We start from the raw sequence: 24,390 nt of genomic DNA, 5'->3' as shown, positions 1-24,390 counted from the left end.
CATGACTGACGCATTCGCATCTTCGTCTACGGCACGGACCAACGAACCGCCTCTCCTCGAGGTTGAAGACCTGCAGACCTCCTTCATCGTCGGCGAAGGCCAGGATGTCCGCGCCGTCGACGGCGTCAGCTTCGTCGTCAAAGGCGGCGAAACGCTCGCCATCGTCGGAGAGTCCGGCTCGGGCAAATCCGTGACTAGCCTTTCCATCATGCGGCTTCTGCCCAAAAAGATTGGCCGCATTTCGCGAGGGACCATTCGTCTTCGCGGCAAGGATCTGGTGAGCTTGCCTGAAGGAGAAATGCGCGCCATTCGCGGCAACGATATCGGCATGATCTTCCAGGAGCCGATGACGAGCCTCAATCCAGTACACACCATCGGTACCCAGATCGCCGAAGTGGTCATGCAGCATTCCAAGCTTGGCAAGAAAGCAGCGCACCAACGGGCCATCGAAATGCTCGAACTTGTGGGCATTCCGGAGCCGGTCCGCCGCGCCAGCCAATATCCGCATGAAATGTCGGGCGGCATGCGGCAGCGTGCCATGATTGCCATGGCGCTTTCATGCGAACCGAGCGTGCTAATTGCCGACGAGCCCACGACGGCGCTCGATGTGACGATCCAGGCGCAGATCCTCGACTTGATGCGCAATCTCCAAGCCAAGATGGGCATGGCGATTGTCTTCATCACTCACGATCTCGGCGTCGTTGCTGAAATGGCCGATCGGGTAGTGGTGATGTATGCCGGACAGGTCGTCGAGACCGGTACCGTCGCCGAAATCTTCTCCAAGCCCCTGATGCCCTACACATCGGGCCTCATGCAGTCGATCCCGCGCATGGGCGAATATGAAGAAAAGACGCGGCTCCAGACCATCCCGGGCTATGTGCCGCTCTTGACCAAGCTGCCCGGCGGCTGCCGTTTCCGCACCCGTTGCGCCTTTGCCGAAGAGCGCTGCGCGGCAGCCGAACCACCGCTCGAAGTGCTCGATAGTGGCCGATCCGTCCGCTGCGTGCGCTGGCGCGAACTCGATCTCAAGACCAAGGCGACGGCATGACCGAGACATCCTTTCCAACGCCAGTCGCTCCAAGTGATGCACTGCTCGATGTGCGACACCTCAAAAAGTACTTTCCGATACGCGGCGGTGTGCTGAGCCGCGTCGTCACCAATGTGAAAGCGGTCGACGACGTATCCTTTTCGATCCGCCGGGGCGAAGTCGTCGGGCTCGTCGGAGAATCGGGATCTGGCAAGACAACCGTAGGCCGAACCATTCTGCGATTGGGGGAGCCGACATCGGGCGTCATCGACTTCGATGGCGCTGATATCAGCAAGCTCTCAAAGCCCGCGATGCGGCGCTATCGCAAGCGGATGCAGATTGTCTTTCAGGACCCCTATGCCAGTCTCAATCCGCGCGAAAAGATCCGCACCGTGCTGGGGCATGCGCTGGCCGTCCACAATATCGGCACCTCGGCCGATCGCGAAGACCGGATCGTCGCCATGCTCGAACAGGTCGGTTTGAGCGGGGACTATCTCGATCGCTTCCCGCATGAATTTTCGGGCGGTCAGCGCCAACGTATCGGCATTGCCCGCGCCCTGGCCGTCGAGCCCGATTTCATCGTCGCCGACGAGCCGGTCTCGGCTCTCGACGTGTCGATCCAGGCGCAGGTCGTCAACCTCCTTGAAGACCTCAAGGACAAGTTCAGCCTGACCATGCTGTTCATTGCCCACGACCTGGCGGTCGTCGAGCATATCAGCGACCGGGTCATCGTCATGTATCTCGGGCGGATCATGGAGATCGCGCCGACGCGCACGCTCTATCGCAATCCCAACCACCCCTACACCAAGGCCCTCCTCTCCGCAGTGCCCAATCCAGACATCACGGCGCGCAAGGATCGGATCATTCTCAAGGGCGATATTCCGAGCCCTATCAACCCGCCCTCCGGCTGCGTCTTCCGCACCCGCTGTCCCATGGCGATCGCCGACTGCGCCAAGGTCGTGCCGGTACCGGTCGAAGTGTCGCCGGGTCATTTCAGCGCCTGCATCCGCACCGCCCCACAACCCGCCTACGGCCAACTTGCCGCCCAGGATATGCCATGACCGATCTCGATGTGAAATTTGACCGCTACTACACCTATGACGAGATGACGGAGCGCCTGCGCCGGTTGGTCGCTGCTTATCCCGACCTCGCCACGATGAAATCGCTCGCCAAGAGCTTTCAAGGGCGCGACGTCTGGCTGATTGAGATCACCAACCCCAAGACCGGCCCGGCGGCCGAAAAGCCCGGTTATTACATCGACGGCCAGATCCACGCCGAGGAACATGCGACCTCGGCAGCGGCGCTTTATGCCGTCTATCACCTGCTGACCAAGTACGGCACCGACAAGGAAGCGACGCGCCTTCTCGATACGCAGGTGTTTTACATTCTGCCGCGCATCAATCCGGACGGCGCTGAGCTATCGCTTGTCCCGCCCTATTACAATTGGTGCGGCAATGGCCGCTTCATGCCCGGCGCTGATCGGCTCGAGGGCCTGATCCCCGAGGATATCGATGGTGATGGTTACATCGTCTGGATGCGCGTACCGGACCCTAAGGGCGAGTGGAAAAAGAGCGCCAGCAATCCCGACATTATGGTGCAGCGCACGCCGGGCGAGGAAGGCGGCGAATATTACCGAATGTATCCCGAGGGTACCGTCCGCAACTATGACGGGGTGAACGTCCCGGTCGAAAAGCCGTTCGACGGCAATATGAACCGCAACTTCCCGACCCATTGGTCGCCGCAGGAATATGGCGCCGGCATTCACCCGCTGTCCGAGCCGGAAGCCTTCGGCATGGCAAAGTTCATCCTCGACCATCCCAACATCTGCGGTATGTGCGCCTATCACACCCATGGCGGCATTATCCTGCGGCCATCCATGACCAAGCCCGATAGCGCCATGAGCGCGCGGGATATCAATCTCTATAAGGAAATCGGCAAGGTCGGCACGGCGCTGACTGGCTACCCGACCGTCTCGATCTACGAAGAATTCACGCCGGACAAATCCGTCGTCCGCCGCGGCGGCCTGATGGACTGGACCTATGAGGAGATGGGCATCATCTCCTTCGGCACCGAGCTCTGGGATCTCGAGCGTACGGCCGGCGTGCCCAAGGAAGGCTATTACAACCTCTATCCGCGCAATGAAGAGGTGCAGCAAAAGGTCTATGATTACGTCAAGGCCAACATGGCCGAAAAAGGTTGGCGCGACTGGAAGCCGTTCGATCATCCGCAACTGGGCAAGATCGAAATCGGCGGCATGGTCAATATCTGGAGCTACCGCAATCCGCCGGGCAATCTGCTCGAAGAAATGGTCCGCCAGAACGTCCTCTTCAATCTCAAGCATGCGGCCGCCGCGCCGCAGGTCAAGGTCGAGGATGTGAGCCTCACCGCCGTCGGCAGCGATCTCTACAAGGTGCGCGCGGTCATCAGCAATTTCGGCTATCTCCCGACCAACCTCTCGGACGTTGCCATCGCTAATAAGGTGGCCAAGCCCGTCACTGCGGCGATCAGCGTCGATGGCGGGGAGCTGGTGATGAACCCCGAAACCGCCGATCTCGGCAATCTCGCAGGCCGCAACGAACGCCTCTATCCCTGGTCGCCCTGGGGCCAGCAATGGACCGCCAATGGCCGCCCCATCGAGTGGCTTGTTCGCGCCAAGCCCGGCGCATCGGTGACCGTCACCAGCCGCTCCGAAAAGGGCGGCACGCATCGGGTCACCACGACGATCAACTGAGTTCCTGTCCCAACTGGCTCCGGTCCTTCTGGGACCGGAGTATTTTTATCGGGCAGCTATTTCCTGCACCAGATCCCAAGCCTTGATGCGCTGGTCGTGGAGACCACTGGCGTCCTGAACGGCCAGATGCACGAAAGCCGGTGCAAGTTCGATCGGGTCCTTCCAGATCTTCCGCATTTCCGGCGAATAGGTCGTTTCGCTCATCGGCGTGTGCATGGCATGGCCGGGGGTCACGATATTGACCGAGACATTGTAGGGCGCAAATTCCTTGGCCAGCGCGCGCGACAAACCCTCGACGCCAAACTTGGACGCGCAATAGGTGCTCTCATCGACATCGCCGACAATGCCGGCATTGCTGGAAACGTTGATGATAGCGCCGGCTTTTCGAGCCTTCATCCCCGGTGCGACTGCTTTGACGCAGAGGAACGCGCCCTTGAGATTGACGCCCATCAGCCGATCCCAATCGGCGATGGTGACGTCCTCTACCGGCTTGAAGAAAATGATGCCGGCATTGTTGACCAGAACGTCGATCCGACCCGCCTCGGCTTCGATGGCTTTGTGCACCGGCTCGATGCTTTCTGCGTCGGTGAGATCGAGCTTTCGCGGACGAATATCGCCCGGCAGGTCGGTAAGGCCCCGGAGCTCATCCTCCAACACATCGAGCGCATAGACCGTCGCGCCTTCGGCTGCATAAAGCTGCGCAATAGCGCGGCCGAGGCCACGCGCTGCGCCAGTAACGATGGCAATCTTGCCGTCCAGTTTGCCGCTCATGTCGCGATCCTTCCGCCGTCGATGACAAGCCCAATCCCGGTGACGAACGAGGACTGTTTTGAGGCAAGGAAGAGCACAGCCTCGCCGATTTCGTCGCCAGTGCCCATGCGCCCGAGCGGCGTGATCGAACGCCATTTTTGTTCCAGCGCATCAGGGTCTGTGGCTTTTTCCAAATTTCTCCGGTTCATGCCGGTGTCGATGACGCCCGGATTGATGGCGTTGCAGCGAATGTTGCGGGTCGCATATTCGATGGCGATGACGCGGGTCATCGACATGATGCCGCCCTTGGATGCCGCATAGCTCAGATTGCCACCGACATTGGCAAAGGCACTTACCGAAGAGTTGTTGACGATGGTACCGCCGCCATTGCGCAACAGCGCCGGGATCGCGTGTTTACAGCCGAAAAAGGTACCCTTGAGGTTGATGTCGATCACGCGCTCGAAAAGTGCTTCGGTAACATCCTCAGAGGGCGTGACCGGTTGTTCAATGCCGGCATTGTTGAAGATGGTATCGAGCTTGCCGTGATCTTTTTCCGCGCGGGCGATAAGTTCGGCGACCTGATCCTCCTGGGACACGTCTGTGTGCTGAAAGACAATCGACAGTCCCGCCGCTTTCGCCTCATCGGCCAGACGCGCGCCCTCAGCGTCATCGACATCCCCGACAACGACTTTCGCGCCTTCGCGGGCGAAAAGCATCGCAGTCGACCGCCCCATCCCGCTTGCGCCGCCGGTGATCACGGCAACCATGCCTTCTAGTCTCACATCTACCCCCAGATTTGGTTGCCAAAGCCTACAGTATTGTATGCTTGTAATACAAACTCAAAGTCGTAGATTTGGGCAAACGGAGCATGTGATGAGCCTCTCGATTACCCTATCCAGCCCTCCCGACATCTACGCCCCTGCCAGTTATGAGCACGTGGCCCAAGCTGGCGATTTTGCTTTCATAGCCGGGCAGGTCTCGCGTGACAGCGCCGGAAAACTGGTCGGGCCGGGCAACGCCGGCGAACAAGCGGCACAGGTCTATCGCAACATCGACGCTATCCTCCGCCATATCGGTGCGGAGCGCGACCAAGTGGTGAAGATCACCACCTATCTCGTGGACCCGGCCGATTCCGCGGTAGCAGCGGCAGAGCGGAAGGCGTTCTTTGGCGAACACCGTCCGCCCCATACCGGTCTGATCGTCGCGGCGCTGGGCGGACCCGAGGTCAAGCTTGAGGTTGAGCTCGTCGTCTATACCTCGCGCCAGGCTTCAACCTAGCGCAAGGGCTTCTGCGACACGGCTTGTGCCATAGTCGCGCTCGGCGGCCGCGCGGGTGATTTTTTCCTCGCGAAGGTCGGCGGCCAAGGCGGCAAGTGGACGCTCGCGGGGATCGCCAAAGCCACCGCCGCCCAACGTTTCGACGCGGATCACTTCGCCCGCCGCGAGCACCAGTCCGGACGCCTTGGAATGCAGGTTTTCTTCCTGCGCCGTGCCGGGATTGCGCCGGATGCGCGTCACATTTGACGCCTTGCCACCGGCGACGCCGGGCGCCGGAATGATGTGGGCATCCGAGCGAGCCGAGAAGGTTGTATTGTCCTCCCGAATGCGGATCTGCCTTGCCATGCCCATGCCGCCGCGATGCCGCCCTGCCCCGCCGGAATCCGGCACAAGGCAATATTCGTCGAGCAGCAGCGGATATTCGAGTTCCAGCGCTTCGGCGGGCAGATTGGTGGAATTGACCGTGTGGACATGGACCGCATCCATGCCGTCGCGATCTGCAAAGGCGCCAGCACCGCCGCCCATGCTTTCGGGATAGACATAGGTCGCATGGCGGCCTTCATGCCAGCCGGAGATGGAAACGGCCGAGGTCGAGTCATTGCACGAGGCCATGACCTTGTCTTCCGGCATGGCCTGGTAAAGCGCCCCGAACACGGCGCCGCAAAGACGGTTCGAAGTGACAGCACGACCAGCGACAGCGGCCGGCGCCTTTGGATTGACGATCGTGCCCCGCGGCGCGGAAATGCCGATGGGGTCGATAATTCCCTGATTGGGCATCAGGCCCGGATCGAGCACCGCTTTGACGCAATAGTAGATCGAGGCCTTGAGGGCACTGTCCGGCAGGTTGATCGCCCCACGCGCCTGCGGACCCGAGCCAGCAAAATCGAAAGAAAGATTGTCCCCTGCAATGGTCGCCGTGCAAACGATCGGCACCGGTTCGCCCGGAAAGCCGTCATCGTCCATGGCGCGCTCGAAGCGATAGACACCATCGGGCAAAGCCGCCACCCGGTTGCTCAGGCGACGGCGGGTATAGGTCAAAATATCCCCGATAGCCTGCGACACCGCAGGCCAGCCCATGCGATCGACCAGTTGCACCAGCATGGCGCCGCCGCGCACATTGGTGCCGATCTGCGTGCGCAGATCGAGCAACCGCTCCTCCGGATCGCGGGTGTTGTGGGCGATCAGTTCGAGCAGATCCTCATCGATCTCCCCACCGCGGGCGATGCGGATGATGGGCAGGCGGATGCCCTCCTCGAAAATCGACCGAGACGTGCCCGAGGTCGATCCCGGTGTCTTGCCGCCGACATCGGCATGATGCGCGATATTGCCGGCAAAGAACCGGACCTCGCCCTCATGATGCACCGGCGTGATGATCGAGATATCCGGCAAGTGGCTGCCACCAGCGAGGTAGGGATCATTAGCAATGAAAGCGTCGCCGGGCTTCATGGCCGACAAGGGGTAGCGCGCCAGCATAGCCTCGACAGCACCGATCATGGCGCCGAGGTGAATGGGAATGTGGTCGGCCTGGGTCACCAGGCGCCCCTGCGCATCGAAGATCGCCGTCGAACAATCGCGGCGTTCCTTCATATTGGACGAGAAAGACGAGCGGATCAGGATCGACCCCATGTCCTCGGCAATGGCGAGCAACCGGTTGGAAAACACCTCCATCTGGATGGCATCGGCGATGCGATCATTGTCTTGGGTCACAGGTTGGTCTCCACGATCAGATTGCCCCAGCGGTCGGCGACGACGGTTTGCCCCGGCAGGATCAGGCTCGTTGCGCTCATTTCGTTGATAATGGCCGGGCCGGAGATCGACGCACCGGACGGCAGGTCGCCGCGATGATAAATCGGGGTGTTGAGCCAGCCGTGAGTGGCATCATAATAGACGGGCCGGGAGCCTGTTTGAGCGGCCTCGAGACTTGATCCGCCCTGAACTTCCGCCTGTGGCGCCTTTTCGACGGCGCCGATCGCCTGCACGCGGGCCGAGACGAACTGGATCGCCCGGTGTCGGATGTCGTAGCCATATTCTTTGACGTGGGCCGCGTGGAACCGCTCTTCGAGTTCTTCGAGATCGCCGTCACTAAGGCCGCTGCAGTCGACCTTGACCTCAAAATTCTGGCCGCGATAGCGGGCGTCGAGTACGCGATTGAAACGCCGGTCGCCGGTGGCGACGCCCTCATTGTCGAGCCAGGCCGTGCCCTCGGCTTCCATGGCATCGAAGAGGCCAAGGACGTGGGTCCAGTTCTCTGCGGTGCAATCTGAAAAGAAGCTGCGCACATAGTCCGAGCTGAGATCGGTCAGCAACATGCCGCGGGCACAAAGCGTACCCGGCTCACGCGGAATGAGAATACGCGGCAGGCCGCATTCGACCGCGACTTCCGCCGCGTGGAGCGGCCCCGCGCCACCAAAAGCGCAGAGGGCAAAGTCGCCCATGTCATAGCCTTTTTCCACCGACACCGACCGGATGGCGCGGCTCATATTGGCATTGGCGATCTGGATGATGCCGTGGGCGGCCGCTTCAAGCGATATGCCAAGCGGCTCGGCGATGGCCTCGCGAATGACCCGGCGTGCCGCTTCGAGATCGATCTGCATGCGACCGCCCAAGAGGGTCGTCGCGTCGAGGCGCCCAAGGCAGAGGTTGGCATCGGTAATCGTCGGCTCCGTGCCACCGCGCCCATAAGCCACCGGCCCCGGTGCTGCGCCAGCCGATCGTGGCCCGACCTTCATCGAGCCGGCGTCATCAATCGCAGCGATCGAGCCTCCACCTGCCCCAATGACGTGAATGTCGAGCATCGGCGTCTTGACCGGATAGCCGGCGACGAGCCGCGCGCTGGTGAAAAGCGGCGTGCAATTGTCGATCAAGGAAACGTCGGTCGAGGTGCCGCCGACATCGAAGGTGATGAGATTGGGCAGTCCCGCAACGCGCCCAATCTCAGCAGCGCCCACCACACCGGCCGCTGGCCCGGACACGCAGGTGCGCACCGGACTCGCATAGACCGTGTCGATCGACATCAACCCGCCGTTGGAGTGGATCGTATAAGGCGCAGCGGGAATGCCGACATCAGCAACGCGCTTGCGGAAGCGCTGCAAATAGCTGCCCATGCGCGGCCCAACAAAGGCATTGACCGCGACAGTCGACATGCGTTCGAACTCGCGAAATTCCGGCAGAATTTCCGAGGAAAGGCTCACATAGGCATCAGGCAGAAGCTCGCGGACGACTTCCTTAGCGCGGGCTTCGTGTTCCGGCCTGCGATAGGAGTGGAGAAAACAGATGGCAACGCTTTCGACCCCGGTGGCCGCCAGTTTGGCGACTGCCTCGCGCAGCGAGTCCTCGTCGAGTGCCTGCAGCACTTCTCCATCCGGCCCGATCCGCTCAAGCACCTCGACGCGACGGTCGCGCGGGATCAGGACCGGCGGCTTTTCCACCCGGTAATCATAGATCGAGGGGCGAGCCTGCCGCCCGAGCTCGAGCACATCGCGAAATCCCTTGGTGGTCACGAGCCCGGTCCGCGCGCCGCGCCGCTCGATGACGATATTGGTCGCGACGGTCGTGCCATGCGCCAGATAGCTCACGGATGAAGGCGCAAAACCCAATTCGCCGAGCATGTCGCGCAAGCCATTCTCGATCGCTTCGGAGGGATCATGCGGTGTCGAGGATGTCTTGAAAAAGTGGACATCGCCCGAGCGGTCATCGAGCAAGGTGAAGTCCGTGAACGTGCCGCCAACGTCGACGCCAATACGATACATGTATGGGGAAACCCGGTTGAGAAGAGGCTATCTCCTCGGACCTTGTCATACAGTATACAATCGATCAACCGGCTTTTTATCGGCTCGCTGCCCTAGCGACTGATGGAAACGTCGCCGGTTTTCTTGCGCGCAATCAAGAGCATATGATCTTCAAGCGCCGCCTGGATATCCCTGAACGGCGTCGAGGGCTTGCCGACCTGCGCCACAATCCAGTCGCGGAATTGCTCGTGCTGCCGGGCGCTTGCCTCGAGGTCTTCGTCTCGGAACCGCTCGAAATTGAAGATGATGAGGACATGGCGCGCGATCGTGTCCCAGAGGGTACCCACGATAGGATTGTGCGCCGCCTGACGAATCGCGCGGTGAAATTCGAGATCGGCAATGAGCGAATTGCGCAGACTGCCACCTTTGGCCGAGGCAATCATCATTTCAATAGACGGCTGGAGGACTTTGGGGCTGCCTTGTCCCTTGCGCCAGTTCTCGATCGCATCGCGCAGCATGAAGGTCTCGAGGCTCAGGCGCACTTCCATGATCTGCTGGGTAATACCCGGCTCAAAGGCAGCAACGCGGTAGCCCTTATGCCCACCGCCGCTGATAATGCCCTGCGCGTGCAGGACCTTCAGCGCCTCGCGGATCGGCACACGGCTGACGCCCAGTTTTTCCACCAGCGTCGTTTCGACGATTCGCTCATTGGGCAAAATGATGCGGGTCGCGATGGCTTCGGCGATAGTATCGGCGACGCTTTCCGACAGCGAAATCCGCTTGGGTTGCGGGAGTTCGACGAGGTTTGCTTCGCCGTGCATGCGTGTCTCCACCTTGGGCGCCGGGGCAAGGCTTTGCCGCCAACACAAGGCCGCTTCTATCACCCGGCCTATTTCCCCACAACATTGCCTTACAATTAGACAATCAAAGGCTGGATTGATTATTCCGCGCCGAAGTCGTCAGCGTAAATGCCGACGTAGATCACACCATCGTCTGACACTTTGCCGCGATACATGCCTTCAGTATTGTGCACCAACGAAATGGCACCATGGCGGTCTATCGCTATTATCCCGGCGCCGGCACCGTCCCCTTTCAGCTCGTTGACTGCATTCTGTGTTGCATCGGCAAGAGGGGTGTCGAGGTAGAGCATGCGCGATGCAATGTCGTGGGCGGTGCATCGGCGGATAAAGTACTCGCCGAGGCCTGTGCAGGACACGGCGACGACGCCATTGCGCGCATAGGTTCCGGCACCAATGATCGGCGCGTCTCCCACACGCCCGGCTCGCTTGAATGTGTATCCGCCGGTCGACGTTGCCGCTGCAAGATTGCCGGCGTCGTCCAGCGCAACGGCTCCCACCGTGCCGTGCTTTTCCGCTTCCGTGCGGCTGCGATTGAGTTTGCCGGTACGCTCGTCTTCGGCGCGCTGCCAATGCTGCTTTCGAAGGGGCGTCGTGAAATAATCCTGCTCGACCATAGCAAGGCCCTGGCCACGCGCAAAATCGTCGGCACCCGCACCGGAAAGCAGCAGGCACGTGCCGTCTTCCATGATGAGGCGCGCAGCCTGGATCGGGTTGCGAATGTGGCGGGCTGATGCGATCGCCCCCGCGGCCAAGGTTCGCCCATCCATGATTCCGGCATCGAGTTCATGCTCTTGTCGCTCATTGAGGACTGCGCCATGACCTGCATTGAAACTGGGGTGATCTTCCAGCGCCACGACCGCAGCCTCGACCGCATCGATGGCGAGGCCACCCTCTTTCAGCACAGACCATCCGGCGGCAAGAGCGGCCCTGAGCCCCTCACGAGCTGCGCGATAACCTTCTTCTGTGATCGAGCCGCGCGGAATGGTGCCAGCGCCTCCGTGAATGGCAAGTGTCGCCAATTGATAGGTCTCCCTGAGATTGCGGCTTGATCGGCGCCGCCTTGTGGTCAACCCTGAGGCCAGTTCTGCCGCTGGTCAATCGGTGGTGCGTGGTCAGACTGGATTGGGATATCAGCCTTGAAAATTTCGGACATGAACTGGTTTGCCGTCGAGGACTATCTGCGCCGAGACGATCGCGCGATCATCCCGCTCGGCTCGACGGAGCAGCACGCCTACCTCTCCAATAGTGTCGATTCGATCCTTGCGGAAAAAGTGGCGGTCGAAGCCGCAGAGCCAACCGGCGTGCCGGTTTTTCCCGTTCTGGCCTATGGCATCACCCCCTATTTCACTGCCTATCCCGGCAGCGTTTCGCTCCGCGCCGAAACCTACGGCCGGATCATCACCGACATGCTCGATAGCCTTGCCGGCCAGGGTTTTCGGCGCTTCGTTTTCGTAAACGGACATGGCGGCAACAGCCCCGGCCAAACGACGGCTCTCGAATGGCTGAACGATCATGCCGACTGCCGGATACGCTGGCACAACTGGTGGAATGCCCCGAAAACCTTTGCCAAGGTGCAGGCCATCGACCCCGTCGCCAGCCATGCGTCGTGGATGGAGAACTTTGCATGGACGCGACTGCCCAATATCGGCATGCCCAGCAGCCAAAAGCCGATGAGCGATTTGGACAAGCTGAAAACGATGGGGAGCCAGGCGGTAAAGGACTATCTCGGCGACGGTAATTTCGGTGGCTTCTACCAGCGGCCAGACGAGGAAATGCAAGCGATCTGGGATATTGCGATCGACGAAACCAGGTCTTTGATCGAGAACGGTTGGGCTTAGGTCATGTCCATAACGTTCGACTTCAACGGAAAGTCCGTCATCGTGACCGGTGCCGCCCAAGGCATTGGCCGCGCAATTGCCATTGCTTTTGCCCAAGCCGGCGCCTCTGTCGCGGGCTTTGATATCGACGAGGCCGGGATGGCCCCGTTGGCATCGTCGGGCGTGGCGCTCACGATCCCCGTCGACCTCGCTGATCAGACCTTGGTTGCCAGGGCAGTGGAGCAGGTCGTGCGCTCGGCGGGAGGCATCGACATTTTGGTGACTGCGGCCGGAGGTGTTCGTGGGCAGGTGGGCGGCCCGTTGGAGGCCATTACGCCGGATGCGTGGCAACAGCTATTCGCGGCCAATGTCGAGAGCGCGTTATGGTGCGCTCAAGCAGTCGCGCCTCATATGAAAGAACGTGGCGCGGGGCGGATTGTGACCATTTCATCCGGGGCAGGACTTCGTCCTAGCCTCACGGGTATTCAGGCCTATTCTGCAGCAAAGCACGCACTGGTCGGGCTGACCAAACAGCTAGCCCTTGAATTGGGACCCGCTGGAATAACCGTGAATAGCGTTGCGCCGGGCTTCGTGTTGTCCAATCCCAACACCCAGCGCCAGTGGGACAGCTACACGAGTGACCAACAAGACCACCTGATCGCGTCGACGCATACACGGCGCTTGGGCACGCCCAATGACATCGCGGTGGCGGCACTGTTTTTGGCATCCGATGAAGCGTCGTGGATTTCGGGGCAGATTATCAGCGTCGATGGCGGGCGGGCTTAGGATTGCGATTGGCTGAGTGGGGCCATTGCTGACGCCAATATCCTTCGGATTTCGGGGCGGCAGGAGCCGCAATTGGTGCCGGCTTTGGTGCATTGGCCGATGGCTTCCGCGGTGTCGCAGCCTTCTTTGGCGATGGCGGCGGTGATGGTGTTGATACCGACGGAAAAGCAGGAGCAGACGGTGGCGCCCGGGTCGGGCGTGTCGGCGCCAGGACGACCGGCGAGCACGACTGAGGCGCTGAGGTTTGTTTTGGTAAGAAGCGTCGTCGCCCATTGGCGGGAGACAATGACGGGATCGGGAGAGGTGTAGAGCGCGAGGATCAGGCGTCCATCTTCGAGCACTGCGAAGTTCCGGCGGCCAGCGCGGTCGTCGCTGAAGGTTTTGATGCGGGCGTTGGAGGGGAGATGGAAATTTGCTTTGAGCCAGGCGATCCAATCTTCGGGCTCATTGAACCATGCCAGTTCGCCGCGCGTGCCGCCCTCGATGGGCGCGACAGCCCAGTAGTCGCTGGTCAATGCTGGACTTTGCGCGGCGACGAAGAAGCCAAAGAGTCGAGCGCCAGCCGGTTCGACATGGACCCGCGCCATTTTGAGAGCGGGCTGACCGGAGACCGGGTCAGTCTTGGCAGCGACAAGCGCATCGATGCGGCCATCGGAGGCGAACTGGTCGGTCCAGTGCATGGGCGCAAAGACCTGGCCCTGCGGCTGGCGGTCGGTGACGACAGCGCGCAGCGTCACGCTGGCTCGGGCATTGGACACACGGACCAGAGTGGCGCGGCGGATGTTAAGGCGCTCGGCATCGGCCGGGTGAATTTCGAGGAAAGGCTCGGCATAGTGGGCGGAAAGCCGAGCGGCTTTTCCGGTGCGGGTCATGGTGTGCCAGTGGTCCCTGACGCGGCCAGTGTTGAGCACGAATGAGCCGGGCGCCGGGCGAATTGGCGGAGGCGGCATGACCGGGATGAAGCGGGCTTTTTGATCGGGCGTGAAAAAGCGGCCATTGCCGAACATACGGGCGATGGGTTTGGTGCGCAGCGGCCATTGGGTAGGTTGGATGGCCGCGTAATCGGCGCCGCTTAGCCCAGCGAGGTCGAAGTCGCGGACTCCGTCGTTTTCAAAAGCCGACAGCGCAACGTGTTCGGCGAAAACGTCGCTGGGGGTGCGATAGGGAAAAGCTTTGGAATGTCCGAGGCGTCGCGCAACTTCGGAGATGATCCACCAATCAGGACGCGCCTCGCCTGGAAGGGCAAGAAAGGGGCGCTGGCGGGATATGCGGCGTTCCGAATTGGTGACGCTGCCTTCCTTTTCGCCCCAGCCCGCGGCCGGAAGTCTGACATGGGCATAGTGGCCAGTGTCGGTCTTCGCATTCATGTCTGAGACGACGACAAAGGGACACGCTTCGAGAGCAGCGCGGACGGCGTCGGCATCGGGCATAGAATCCACGGGGTTGGTCGCCATGATCCAGACTGCCTTGATGTCGCCTCGCGCCATGGCGCTGAAGAGATCGACAGCCTTGAGGCCCGGCTTGGTCGCGACATTGGGCGCCTGCCAGAAGCGCCCTACCCTGTCGATCGCTTCGGGCGTGAAATCCATATGGGCGGCCAGCATATTGGCGAGACCACCGACCTCGCGACCGCCCATGGCATTGGGCTGACCGGTGACGCTGAAGGGGCCCATGCCCTTGCGTCCGATGCGGCCGGTCAAGAGATGGCAGTTTATGATGGCATTGACCTTGTCCGTGCCCGAGGCGGATTGATTGACGCCCTGGGAATAGACGGTGACGGTGCGCTCGGTTTTGGCGAACCAGTCATAAAATGTTGCGATGTCGGCAGCTGCCGCGCCGGTGGCTTCGGCGACGCGGTCGAGCGGCCAATCTTCGGCGAGGAGCAATGCGGATTCGGCGCCGCTTGTGTGTTGCGCCACGAAGTCGGCATCAACGTGCCCATGGTGCGCGAGATGACCGAGGAGACCGACAAAAAGTGCGCTATCGCCGTCGGAGCGGAGCGGCAGATGAAGATCGGCAATGTCGGCGGTGGAGCTGCGGCGCGGATCGATGAGTACGACGCGCATATCGGGACGTTCGGCCTTGGCGGCGGCGAGGCGCTGGTAAAGCACGGGGTGGCACCAGGCGAGATTGGAACCGACGAGCACGACGAGATCGGCCAGTTCGAGATCTTCGTAATTGCCCGGGACGGTGTCGGAGCCGAAGGCGCGTTTGTGGCCCGCGACCGACGATGCCATGCAGAGGCGGGAATTGGTGTCAATATTGGCGCTGCCGACAAAGCCCTTCATCAGCTTATTGGCGACATAGTAATCCTCGGTGAGGAGCTGGCCCGAGCCATAAATCGCGACGGAATCTGGGCCGTATTGCTCGATGGCTTGGCGAAAACGGGTCGCGACGAGGTCGAGCGCTTCGCCCCAACTGGCGCGGCGATTGCCGATTTCGGGGTGGAGAAGCCGGCCTCCCAGCGAGAGGGTCTCGCCGAGTGCGGAGCCTTTGGAGCAAAGGCGACCGAAATTGGCGGGATGATCGGGATCGCCCGCAATCGCGACGCTGCCATCGGCTTGGGGCGTTGCAAGGACACCGCAGCCGACGCCGCAATAGGGACAGGTGGTCTTGACGGTTTTGGCGGAGCCGAGGGCGGTCATGCAGCCTAGTTTCCAAAGTCGACGGGCGAAGGAAGCGGCGCGGATCAGCCCGCAACGCTGCACCGTCCGCCATAGGGATCTATCGGGGCGCTGCCTTGAAAGGCCGCGCCGAAGATGAGCGTGCCGCGCATATCGCTCGTCGCGGCAGAATCGCGGAGCAGGTCGAAAAACCAGGGACCGTCGGTGGTTTCGCCATAGAGCACGGTACCGACGATGCGATCATCGCGAAGGATAAGGCGCTTGTAGATGCCATCTTCCTCGTCGCGAAGCACGATGTCTTCCTGCCCGTCGCGCGTTTCGAAATCGCCGGCCGAAAAAACCGAAATGCCGGTGACTTTGAGTTGGGTCGCCGTCGGCAAGGGACGAAATGCGGCAGGCTGATCTGCGAGCGTCTTGGCGAGGACAGCAGCCATATCGTAAAGCGGGGCGACGAGGCCGTAGCATATGCCATCGTGCTCTACGCATTCGCCGAGAGCGAGGATGTGCGGGTCAGACGTGCGCATCTGATCGTCGACGACGATGCCGCGCTCGACATGGATGCCCGCGTCGGTCGCGAGGCGCGTTTCGGGGCGAATGCCGACGGCCATGACGACAATATCGGCCGGGCAGAGCCGGCCATCTTCAAGCACGACAGCTTCGGCACGATCGTGGCCGATTATCGCTTGAGTTTGGGCTTTGCAGAGAACTTCGATGCCGCGGTCCTCGAAGGCCTTTTGCAGCATGGCCCCGGCAACGGGATCGAGTTGGCGGTTCATTAGATGGTCGGCGGCATGGAGCACTGTGACGCCCATGCCGCGCAAGCGGAGAGCGGCGGCGGCTTCTAAGCCGAGGAGACCGCCGCCGATGACGACGACGCGCGAGCCGGGCATGGAAGCGACCGCGATCATATTCTGCACATCGTCAAAATCGCGGAAAGCCAGCACGCCGGGGAGGTCCTTGCCGGCGACGGGCAGGACAAAAGGGGCCGAACCTGTAGCGACGACAAGCGTATCGTATGGCGTTTCGCCGCTGCGCGAAATCACCACCTTTCGGTGGCGATCTATGGCGGTGACGTGTTCGCCGATGTGGGTGGTGACGCCGTGCGAAGCGTACCAGGCGGCACTGTGGGTAATGATGTCCTCAAAGCTCTTTTCGCCGGCAAGAACAGGAGAGAGCATCAGCCGGTTGTAATTGCCGCGCGGCTCGGCGCCGAAAAGGGTGACGTCGTAGCGGCCTGGCGCCTCGGCGAAAAGATGTTCGAGGGCGCGGCCGGAGGCCATGCCGGCCCCGACCACGACGAGTTTTTGCCTACCGCTCATGCGGGCTGCCCGACCGGCTGGCGCTCAATGCGCCGGACGGTCATGTGCATCCAGAGGAATGCGACGGCGACCAGCACGAAGAGCGCAATAAAGCAGCTCGACCAGATACCAGTGACATCGTTGAGATAGCCAAAGAGCAGCGGCAGGACAAAGCCACCGAGGCCACCGATCATGCCGACGAGACCACCGACGGCGCCCACGTTCTGAGGATAATAGGCCGGGATGTGCTTATAAACTGCGGCCTTGCCGAGGCTCATGAAAAAGCCGAGGACGAAGACCAAGCCAACGAATGCCCAGGGGCTCAACTCGAAGTGCAGCGGCACGGGGCCGTTGATGCCGGCGACGACGAAATCGGATGTCGGCAGAGCCAAAATCGCGGTCATCAGCAGCGAGACGCCGAAGGTCCAATAAAGCACGGTGCGGGCGCCGATGCGGTCTGAAAGCGTGCCACCATAAGCACGGAAAACGCTGGCGGGAACCGAGTAGAAGGCGGCGATCATGCCGGCTGTCTTGATGTCAAAGCCATAGACGCCGATCAGGTAGCGCGGCAACCACAGGGTGAGCGCGACGAAGGCGCCGAAGGCGAAGAAGTAATAGAGGGCGAAGCGCCAGACCTGAAGATTGCGCAGCGGCTCGAATTCGCTAAGGAGGCTCTTGGGGGTGTAGGATTCGGTGCGGCGCTTGACTATGATCGGATCGTCTTCGGTGGTGAACCAGAAAACGACAGCGATCACCACGAGCGCAGCGGCCCAGATGAGCGCGACCGACTGCCAGCCCCAAGCAAGCATGACGAAGGGAGCGAGGAATTTGGTGACGGACGATCCGACATTGCCGACGCCAAAAATCCCGAGGGCCGTGCCCTGCTTACCGGCGGCATAGAAGCGGGACACATAGGCGACGCCGACTGCGAAGGAGCCGCCCGCGAGACCGACGCCAAGCGCGGCTATGAGGAACTGCTCATAGGTTTGGGCGAAGGTGAGTAGGAAGGTCGCCAGTGCCGCGGCGAGCATGGTGATGACATAGACGATGCGGCCGCCCATGCGATCGGTAAGCACCCCGAGGAGGACGCGGACTAGCGAGCCCGTGAGCACCGGGGTACCGATCAGGAGGCCGAACTGGGTTTCGCTGAGCCCAAGCTGGTCCTTCAACTGCACGCCGATAATGGAAAAAATCGTCCAGACGGCAAAGCACACGGTGAATGCCACCGTGGACATAGTCAGCACGCGTTTCGATTGCGCTGAGGAAGTCGACTGCATGTTTGTCATGCCTTTCACCCCTAAAACAAAAAGGCCGCCAACAGAGCCGACCGGATGTTCCGATCGCTTCTATTGGCAGCCTTGCCTGTGGCACCCATCGTTGGACACCGGTTCAATCGCTCCTGAGAGCGTTTCACCACAGGTAATGCATTTAGTGTGCCAGCCGGATTTCGCGGCAAAAGACTTTATGGCGCAACTATTTAGTTGATTCCAGATTTTATCGACTTTGGCGACCAATCGCCTAATTGGGCATCATTCGCATATTTTTTGCCCAAATTTGGAGCCTGCACATATTGAATGCGAATTGCAGGAGGCGCGGGCGGATAACGCACAGGGCCAACTCGATTTTCCCCAAGCGGGTTGCTCCGATGGTTAAAATACGGCAAACTCGGGGCAAATGGGGGATGCGACACTGGATTCAAATCAGACGCCACCGACCATTGTGCTGTTCGATCTCGACGGCACTCTGGTGAACCATATTAACCCGCGCGTCTTGCAGGCGCTCGAGTTTTTGGACGATTGCTCGCACCGTGCCGCAAGGCTTGTTGCGCGGTTCCGCCTGATGCGGCGCCAACAGACAACGCCATGCAAGATGCCAAAACTGCTCGTGCATCGTGCGATTCATCGGGTACGTCGCAAGTCTGTCGATCAGATGCTGGTGCCGTGCGAAACGATGCGGAGGGTTCTGGAACGCCTCCATGAGAATGGGGTCATTCTGGGCCTCGTGAGCAATGGGCTTGGTCGTGGCTATGGTCACGACGTGCTCGAAGCCTTTGATCTCAGGAAGTATTTTACGACCTGCGTGTTCCGCGAGGACGTGGCGCGCGGCAAGCCTTGGCCTGATTCCATTCAGGCGGCGCTCGGCAATGTCGGGCGCGGTCTGCGGGCGCGCGACGTCGTCTGGTATGTTGGCGATCAGCGCAAGGATGTGGATGCAGCGCTTTCCGCTTCTGCCAATCTGTCGCGTGCGATCGTGCCAGTGGCTCTGGGCGCGCGTGCGGCGCTGCGGGCCATGGACGGCGATTGCCCACAATTGCAGATTGCCTGGTCAGCGCATGATCTCGATCGGCTGACGTCCGACCTCTTTGATACGCATCTTTATGGACCAGTGCGGGCGCCCTACCCGCTTGCAGTGGCTACTGCGTGAGATTGGCGCTGCGGCGCCAAGTCTTTGCTTCGATGGTCTACAAAAGGCTTTTATGATGCCGACCTGTAGCTATCAGGGTACACCCACCCATTGCTGCCATCATTGCCCGGCTTGTCCGGGCAATCCATCGCACTGACGGATGGACCACCCGGACGAGCCGGGTGGTGACGATCGTGGACAGATTTAGCCTATTCGGGACAAACAGGACCGGTCCGGCAGGCGTTATCCACTCACCGCAAACTAGAAATCAAAACCCATTTGGCTGATGGAGGGTGCGGGAGCGGCTGAGGCTTCCACCTGCTTCTCATCTTTGAAGATAGGCTTGGCTTTCGCTTTACGGGTTTGGGCCGGAGTTGCCTTGGCTTTTGCCGCTTCGGCGGGCTTTGCGATGATCACTTCTACGGCTTCCGGCTCGACTTTTGGAGTTTCTGCCTCGGCGGGAGTTGCGATGAGATCCAGCCAGCCTTTTGCGGCGGTCAATTTCGCTGGCCGGAAGGCATAAACGTTTTCGCGGCCTTTTTTGACCTCGGCGACGAGACCGGCGGATTTGAGCACGCGCAGATGGCGCGAAATGGCGGGGCGACTGATCGAAAAAGCCTCGGTCAGCACATGGACCGGCGTGGGCGCGACCTTGAGAATCTCAAGAATCCGGCAGCGCGTGGTGTCGGCCAGGGCTGAATAAAGGGCGATGGGCGGCTTCGATCTTTTGCTCATGCGCCGAGCCCTATGTAACAAGGGTGTTACACGTCAAGTTATGGCACCATTTGTTCACCAGAAACGTTCAACCAGCGTTCAGCATGCCACGGGATTGCCACCCGCGTATAAGATTGTGGTCATGCCTCAAGCGTCAGTTTAGCCCAAGGAGGATCGCCACATGGTGTCGCAGGACCAGAACCCCACCTATTCCTGGTGGAGTCGCGAGCAAAGACCGTTCAGCATGGCTGAGGTGGTGGTCGATGCGGTGGTCCATGTTCTCGGGCTTGTGGGCGCGGTCGCAGCGGGTTCGATCCTGCTTACCCTTGCGCTGATGCATACGGCGCCTGAGGCGTTTCCGGCGCTGGTAGTCTACGTAGCAACGTTGGTTGCGGTGCTGGGCGTGTCGCTCGCTTACAATGTCTGGCCGGTTTCGCCGATCAAAATGCATCTGGCGCGCTTTGACCAAGCTGCGATTTTCCTTTTTATCGCTGGGACTTACACGCCGTTTCTCGCCGTGATTGGCGGAACGCGGGCGGGCGCCATCATGATGAGCCTTGTCTGGGGCGCATCGCTGATCGGGGTGGCGCTGAAGCTGATCGTACCGCAGCGTTTTGGGCGGCTGGCGATCCTGCTTTATCTTGCGATCGGGTGGAGCGGCATTCTGGTGTTTCAGCGGCTGGCCGAGGAATTGCCGCCTTCGACGCTGTGGTTGTTGCTGGCCGGAGGGGTCACCTATTCGGCCGGTATCGGCTTTCACCTGTGGGAAAAGCTGAAGTTTCAGAACGCCTTATGGCATGTATTCGTGGTGGCAGGCGCGAGCCTCCACCTTTGGGCGGTGCTCGACTGCATGGTCATCCACAGACTCTAAAACTCAGTCGATGCGGTCGTGGGTGACCTTATCGCCCGCGACGATACCGAGCTCTTTGCTGCGGCCGCCCGGGATTTCCAGAACGAACTGCACCGGACCATCCGAAGGGATGGAGGTTGGGTCCTGCGGGCGGGCATTAATGTGGATATTGCGGATCGTGCCGTCGCTCGCGATGAACAACATATCGAGCGGTATGAAGGTGTTACGCATCCAGAATGAGACCGAACGCTCTTCGAAAAAGTCGAAGAGCATGCCCGCATCATCGCCGAGTTCCTGACGATACATCAGGCCGCGGGCGCGGGTTTCGGCGGTATCGACGACCTCAACCGTAAAAGCGTGATCGCCGTTTTTGGAGTGGATAACCAATTGGCTATCGTCGGCAAAAGCGAGGGCCGGCAGGCTGACGGCGAGCATGGCAGCGGCGGCAGCAAGTGCCTTGAATTGGTGCAGCATCGAAGGTGCTTTCGTTAGCAGTCCGTTAACATTGAGACAGCCCGAACGCACTTAGTGCGACGATGGCGCGTCGCCCCAACCATCGGGGCGGATTTCGGCGACCATAAGGCCTTTTGGGCCATTGCCGTAGCGCACGAGAACATATTGGCCCGGGCGCAGTTCAGTGATGCCGAAACGGCGCAGCGTTTCCATGTGGACGAAAATATCGGGCGCGCCCTCACCCGCCGAGAGGAAGCCGAAACCGCGAATGCGGTTGAACCACTTCACCTCCAGGCGAACCATGGCCGAACTGGGTTCCACCACGACATGCGTGCGCGGGCTCGGCATCTGGGCGGGATGGCGGGCGGTCGAATCATCCATGGAGACGATGCGGAAAGCCTGAAGGCCACCTGGACGATTGAGCGCCTCGACGACGATGCGCGCGCCTTCGTAAGCTGTCTGGTAGCCATCGCGGCGGAGGCAGGTAACGTGGAGGAGAACATCGGCCTTGCCATCATCAGGGATGATAAAACCAAACCCCTTGCCGGCATCGAACCACTTGATGGTGCCAGAAATCTCGATCGTATCGAGATTTGCGTCATCTGCGTGTGTAGGCACGGTTTCGCGCTGGTCCGATCCGGACTCCTGCGATGGATCCGTGGGATTCCCACCTGCGCCGTTAAGATTGGCCCCCATGACCTACGCCTTTTCCGCAACTCCCGTGACAACGGGTACTCCGACAATAGGACCACTCTGTCCGATTCAGGCTCAAAAGTTAAGAAGGTGTTGCGAAATAGTTGTCCTCTGTTGCAACCGGCGCGGTTGCGAGGGCTTGCTTGCATTGCTAGGCCAATGACCGGACACTAAAAAGGAGGCTAGTTATGAAATATCTGCACACCATGGTGCGCGTCACCAATGTCGAGGAAAGCCTCAAATTCTACTGCGAAGGCCTGGGGCTTGAAGAGGTGCGCCGCACCGAAAACGAAAAAGGCCGCTTCACGCTGATTTTCCTTCGCGCACCGGGTGACGAAGGCGGCGAAGTGGAGCTGACCTATAACTGGGACCCGGAGGAATATACGGGAGGGCGCAATTTCGGTCACCTTGCCTATCGGGTGAAGGATATCTATGCGCTATGCCAGCATCTTTCGGACATGGGCGTCGTGATCAACCGGCCACCGCGCGATGGGCATATGGCCTTCGTGCGCTCGCCGGACGGGATTTCGGTTGAGCTGATTCAGGATGGGACGCTGCCGCCGCAGGAGCCTTGGGCTTCTATGGCGAATACAGGCAAGTGGTAGGGGGTTAGGCCCCTCACCCGCAGCTCCGCGGCGACCTCTCCCCCAGAGGGAGAGGTGTTGCTGCGCGACGGAGCGACCTTCGCGCTTTGGGAGTAGTAAGAAACTGCTAACCGTGCTGCTTAGCGGGCGGTTAGCGAAACTCTTCTAATTTTAGCGACTACACCGTCCAGCCCCTTTTCTGTGGCAGATGCGCCACACGGGCCCATCGGGAAAGTCGCTATGCCCCGTTTTCTGCGCTCCATCCTCGCTCTCATAACCATCGTATCCGCGCTTGCCGCATGCGTGCCCATGGCCATGTTCGCTTCAAGCAGCGGCTCCGGCTATTCGGGGTTGAGATCGGACTGGGGGACCTATGTCACCTCCAAGAGCGTCAATGCATTTTGCCTCAGCCCGAAACTGCGGCTGCTGATCTGGGAATTCGAGGGCCAGTTTGGCAAGAAGGTCGTGATGCAATCGGGCTATCGCGACGCCTATCACAACTCGGCTGCCGGGGGGACGGACAACTCCTTCCATATGAAATGCATGGCCGCCGACTTCTATATTCCCGGCGTCGACAAAGCCCGGCTGATCGAATTCGCCATGCGCACGAATGGCGTCGGCGGGCTCGGCTGCTATCCAGGCCGGAGCTTCATCCATGTCGATGTGCGCGACAGGCCGCGCGGCTACAATCGACCAGTCACCTTCTCAGGCTGTTGATAACTTTGTCCTTTTTGAAAAAAGTTTGAAATCTCCAACAAGGGGGTTGCGTCCGGAAAAAGCTCCCTCTATACGACACCCAGCGTTGAGCGCGCCCTTCGTCTATCGGTTAGGACGGCACCCTTTCACGGTGCAGAGAGGGGTTCGATTCCCCTAGGGCGTACCACGCTTCTCCCACTTTTGGTTGGGAAAGCAGGTTGGCTCAGGCGCTCAAACAGCTTTAGGCGCCCTTCGTCTATCGGTTAGGACGGGACCCTCTCACGGTCCAAAGAGGGGTTCGATTCCCCTAGGGCGTACCAAGCAAAATCTTTTGTATTTTTGGGTTTTGAGCCGGCGCGGCTTTTGGTGCGCGTGGTTGTGCCGTGGCGCTTACGAGGCGACGCGGTTTTTCGCGTTGTTTTGACTGAGGTTTTTGTTGGCAGCGCGCGTGCCTCGTCACGGAGGCCTTCTCGGGAAAGCTGAATCCCATGCATGGTAGGAGAGATTCCCGCTTTCGCGGGAATGACGCTGTGGGCGGGGCGGGTTGGTGAGCGTTGGTGAGCGTTGGTGAGGATAATAAAGTGGACCGCGCTTGGTCATTGTGTGGCTATTCTCATGCCCTGGACTGGGGTGCCCTCTGCCCTATGGAGCGCCTATGAAGGTTTTGGACCACGAGCCCTATGCCTGGTTTTTGCTCGAGCATGAGGGGGCGCTCTATCTCGATGCGCATTGCAGTCATAGCTTCTTTGATTATTCGGTGCTGATTAGGCTGAGTGCCGAGGAGTGCGGGCAGTTCGAGACGCTTGGGCGGGATTATATCGGGCGGCTGGCTTACGACATTCATTATAGTGCGCCCGCGGCGCTAGGGAGCACGTCGCCGTTTCGGAGCCGGAATTTGACGCGGGAGCTGGGGGATGCGGTTTCAGCGGCGGTGAAGGATTGGCGGGAGAGAGAAGCTTTAGGATCGCACACGGCCTTCCCTCGGGCTTGACCCGAGGGTCACTTGCCCATGCTGAAACATTTGTGACTCCCGCATTGGCCCTCGGGAAGCGCGGTGGGTGGGGATGGTCGTATATAGTCTCGGCGGCCGGCACACCC

The 24,390-nt window shown here is 60.5% G+C and carries 23 protein-coding genes and 2 tRNA genes; 13 read left to right on the top strand and 12 right to left on the bottom strand.

The genetic code is table 11. From position 1 onward, the window contains the following. Position 1: 1 nt before the first annotated feature. Genes ASE94_RS15660 through ASE94_RS15650 form a run of 3 tightly spaced genes read left to right on the top strand, consistent with a single transcriptional unit; the run spans position 2 to position 3,758 of the window. A complete protein-coding gene (locus ASE94_RS15660; RefSeq protein ID WP_062631169.1) occupies positions 2 to 1,048 on the top strand; it encodes an ABC transporter ATP-binding protein in 1,047 nt (348 codons plus the stop codon). Continuing rightward, positions 1,045 to 2,088: an ABC transporter ATP-binding protein gene (locus ASE94_RS15655; protein ID WP_062631168.1), complete on the top strand. Its 1,044-nt coding sequence runs from the start codon at positions 1,045 to 1,047 to the stop codon at positions 2,086 to 2,088. The genes ASE94_RS15660 and ASE94_RS15655 overlap by 4 nt, the downstream gene beginning before the upstream one ends. After that, positions 2,085 to 3,758, top strand: coding sequence for a M14 family metallopeptidase (locus tag ASE94_RS15650; RefSeq protein ID WP_062631167.1), 1,674 nt, complete (start codon positions 2,085 to 2,087; stop codon positions 3,756 to 3,758). The genes ASE94_RS15655 and ASE94_RS15650 overlap by 4 nt, the downstream gene beginning before the upstream one ends. 45 nt (positions 3,759 to 3,803) lie before the next feature. Here ASE94_RS15650 and ASE94_RS15645 read toward each other — a convergent pair whose 3' ends face one another. Together ASE94_RS15645 and ASE94_RS15640 are read right to left on the bottom strand one after the other, a co-directional pair. Continuing rightward, positions 3,804 to 4,529, bottom strand: coding sequence for an SDR family oxidoreductase (locus tag ASE94_RS15645; RefSeq protein WP_062631166.1), 726 nt, complete (start codon positions 4,527 to 4,529; stop codon positions 3,804 to 3,806). Next, on the bottom strand, positions 4,526 to 5,275 hold the full coding sequence (locus ASE94_RS15640; protein WP_062631165.1) for an SDR family NAD(P)-dependent oxidoreductase: 750 nt from the start codon (positions 5,273 to 5,275) through the stop codon (positions 4,526 to 4,528). The genes ASE94_RS15645 and ASE94_RS15640 overlap by 4 nt, the downstream gene beginning before the upstream one ends. A 106-nt stretch (positions 5,276 to 5,381) precedes the next feature. Between ASE94_RS15640 and ASE94_RS15635 the strand changes: the two genes are divergently transcribed. Next, positions 5,382 to 5,786 (top strand): RidA family protein, encoded by a 405-nt coding sequence (locus ASE94_RS15635; RefSeq protein WP_062631164.1) that lies wholly within the window; start codon positions 5,382 to 5,384, stop codon positions 5,784 to 5,786. Here the strand turns inward: ASE94_RS15635 and ASE94_RS15630 are convergent. The 4 genes from ASE94_RS15630 to ASE94_RS15615 form a co-directional block, all read right to left on the bottom strand. Beyond that, on the bottom strand, positions 5,778 to 7,493 hold the full coding sequence (locus tag ASE94_RS15630; protein ID WP_244484061.1) for a hydantoinase B/oxoprolinase family protein: 1,716 nt from the start codon (positions 7,491 to 7,493) through the stop codon (positions 5,778 to 5,780). The genes ASE94_RS15635 and ASE94_RS15630 overlap by 9 nt on opposite strands. After that, positions 7,490 to 9,535: a hydantoinase/oxoprolinase family protein gene (locus tag ASE94_RS15625; protein ID WP_062631163.1), complete on the bottom strand. Its 2,046-nt coding sequence runs from the start codon at positions 9,533 to 9,535 to the stop codon at positions 7,490 to 7,492. The genes ASE94_RS15630 and ASE94_RS15625 overlap by 4 nt, the downstream gene beginning before the upstream one ends. A 92-nt stretch (positions 9,536 to 9,627) precedes the next feature. Beyond that, on the bottom strand, positions 9,628 to 10,335 hold the full coding sequence (locus ASE94_RS15620; protein ID WP_062631162.1) for a GntR family transcriptional regulator: 708 nt from the start codon (positions 10,333 to 10,335) through the stop codon (positions 9,628 to 9,630). A 119-nt stretch (positions 10,336 to 10,454) separates the two neighbouring features. Next, positions 10,455 to 11,393 carry an isoaspartyl peptidase/L-asparaginase gene (locus tag ASE94_RS15615; protein ID WP_062631161.1) on the bottom strand — a complete coding sequence of 313 codons (939 nt, stop codon included), beginning with the start codon at positions 11,391 to 11,393 and terminating at the stop codon, positions 10,455 to 10,457. 117 nt (positions 11,394 to 11,510) lie between these two features. Between ASE94_RS15615 and ASE94_RS15610 the strand changes: the two genes are divergently transcribed. After that, positions 11,511 to 12,212, top strand: a complete 702-nt coding sequence (locus ASE94_RS15610) for a creatininase family protein (RefSeq protein WP_062631160.1) — start codon at positions 11,511 to 11,513, stop codon at positions 12,210 to 12,212. A 3-nt stretch (positions 12,213 to 12,215) separates the two neighbouring features. Then, a complete protein-coding gene (locus tag ASE94_RS15605) occupies positions 12,216 to 12,977 on the top strand; it encodes an SDR family NAD(P)-dependent oxidoreductase (RefSeq protein WP_062631159.1) in 762 nt (253 codons plus the stop codon). On the opposite strand, the gene ASE94_RS15600 is transcribed toward ASE94_RS15605, so the two are convergent. The 3 genes from ASE94_RS15600 to ASE94_RS15590 are packed head-to-tail and all read right to left on the bottom strand — an operon-like array spanning position 12,974 to position 18,185. Next, the gene (locus tag ASE94_RS15600) at positions 12,974 to 15,622 is read right to left on the bottom strand and encodes a nitrate reductase (protein WP_062631158.1); all 2,649 of its coding nucleotides are present in this window, start codon (positions 15,620 to 15,622) and stop codon (positions 12,974 to 12,976) included. The two genes, ASE94_RS15605 and ASE94_RS15600, sit on opposite strands and share 4 nt — an antisense overlap. A gap of 44 nt (positions 15,623 to 15,666) precedes the next feature. After that, entirely contained in the window at positions 15,667 to 16,920 is a 1,254-nt protein-coding gene (locus tag ASE94_RS15595) for an FAD-dependent oxidoreductase (RefSeq protein WP_082461243.1), read from the bottom strand. Then, positions 16,917 to 18,185, bottom strand: a complete 1,269-nt coding sequence (locus ASE94_RS15590) for a nitrate/nitrite transporter (protein ID WP_062631157.1) — start codon at positions 18,183 to 18,185, stop codon at positions 16,917 to 16,919. The genes ASE94_RS15595 and ASE94_RS15590 overlap by 4 nt, the downstream gene beginning before the upstream one ends. A 388-nt stretch (positions 18,186 to 18,573) precedes the next feature. Here ASE94_RS15590 and ASE94_RS15585 point away from each other — a divergent pair, with 388 nt between their 5' ends. Further along, the gene (locus ASE94_RS15585) at positions 18,574 to 19,323 is read left to right on the top strand and encodes an HAD hydrolase-like protein (protein ID WP_062631156.1); all 750 of its coding nucleotides are present in this window, start codon (positions 18,574 to 18,576) and stop codon (positions 19,321 to 19,323) included. Between the two features lie 240 nt (positions 19,324 to 19,563). On the opposite strand, the gene ASE94_RS15580 is transcribed toward ASE94_RS15585, so the two are convergent. Then, complete coding sequence (locus tag ASE94_RS15580) at positions 19,564 to 20,037, bottom strand: metalloregulator ArsR/SmtB family transcription factor (RefSeq protein ID WP_062631155.1); 474 nt, start codon at positions 20,035 to 20,037, stop codon at positions 19,564 to 19,566. 160 nt (positions 20,038 to 20,197) lie between these two features. Between ASE94_RS15580 and ASE94_RS15575 the strand changes: the two genes are divergently transcribed. Continuing rightward, entirely contained in the window at positions 20,198 to 20,887 is a 690-nt protein-coding gene (locus ASE94_RS15575) for a hemolysin III family protein (RefSeq protein ID WP_062631154.1), read from the top strand. 3 nt (positions 20,888 to 20,890) lie between these two features. On the opposite strand, the gene ASE94_RS15570 is transcribed toward ASE94_RS15575, so the two are convergent. Both ASE94_RS15570 and ASE94_RS15565 read right to left on the bottom strand, forming a co-directional pair. Beyond that, positions 20,891 to 21,340 carry a DUF192 domain-containing protein gene (locus tag ASE94_RS15570; RefSeq protein WP_062631153.1) on the bottom strand — a complete coding sequence of 150 codons (450 nt, stop codon included), beginning with the start codon at positions 21,338 to 21,340 and terminating at the stop codon, positions 20,891 to 20,893. A gap of 51 nt (positions 21,341 to 21,391) precedes the next feature. Next, complete coding sequence (locus ASE94_RS15565) at positions 21,392 to 22,015, bottom strand: cold-shock protein (RefSeq protein ID WP_082461242.1); 624 nt, start codon at positions 22,013 to 22,015, stop codon at positions 21,392 to 21,394. 185 nt (positions 22,016 to 22,200) lie between these two features. Between ASE94_RS15565 and ASE94_RS15560 the strand changes: the two genes are divergently transcribed. The 5 genes from ASE94_RS15560 (at position 22,201) to ASE94_RS15540 (ending at position 24,283) form a co-directional block, all read left to right on the top strand. Further along, on the top strand, positions 22,201 to 22,617 hold the full coding sequence (locus ASE94_RS15560) for a VOC family protein (RefSeq protein WP_061906957.1): 417 nt from the start codon (positions 22,201 to 22,203) through the stop codon (positions 22,615 to 22,617). A 219-nt stretch (positions 22,618 to 22,836) separates the two neighbouring features. Then, positions 22,837 to 23,313 (top strand): D-Ala-D-Ala carboxypeptidase family metallohydrolase, encoded by a 477-nt coding sequence (locus tag ASE94_RS15555; RefSeq protein ID WP_062631152.1) that lies wholly within the window; start codon positions 22,837 to 22,839, stop codon positions 23,311 to 23,313. A 91-nt stretch (positions 23,314 to 23,404) separates the two neighbouring features. Then, a tRNA-Glu gene (locus ASE94_RS15550) sits at positions 23,405 to 23,479 on the top strand. 58 nt (positions 23,480 to 23,537) lie between these two features. After that, positions 23,538 to 23,612: transfer RNA gene (locus tag ASE94_RS15545), tRNA-Glu, on the top strand. Positions 23,613 to 23,947: 335 nt separating this feature from the next. Further along, positions 23,948 to 24,283, top strand: coding sequence for a hypothetical protein (locus ASE94_RS15540; protein WP_062631151.1), 336 nt, complete (start codon positions 23,948 to 23,950; stop codon positions 24,281 to 24,283). The last annotated feature ends 107 nt before the right edge of the window (positions 24,284 to 24,390 follow it).

Origin of the sequence: Devosia sp. Leaf64 (genome assembly GCF_001421945.1) — a bacterium.
Lineage (GTDB): Bacteria > Pseudomonadota > Alphaproteobacteria > Rhizobiales > Devosiaceae > Devosia.
The sequence above is the reverse complement of the archived record's forward strand: the minus strand, read 5'-3'. Positions and strand labels throughout refer to the sequence as shown.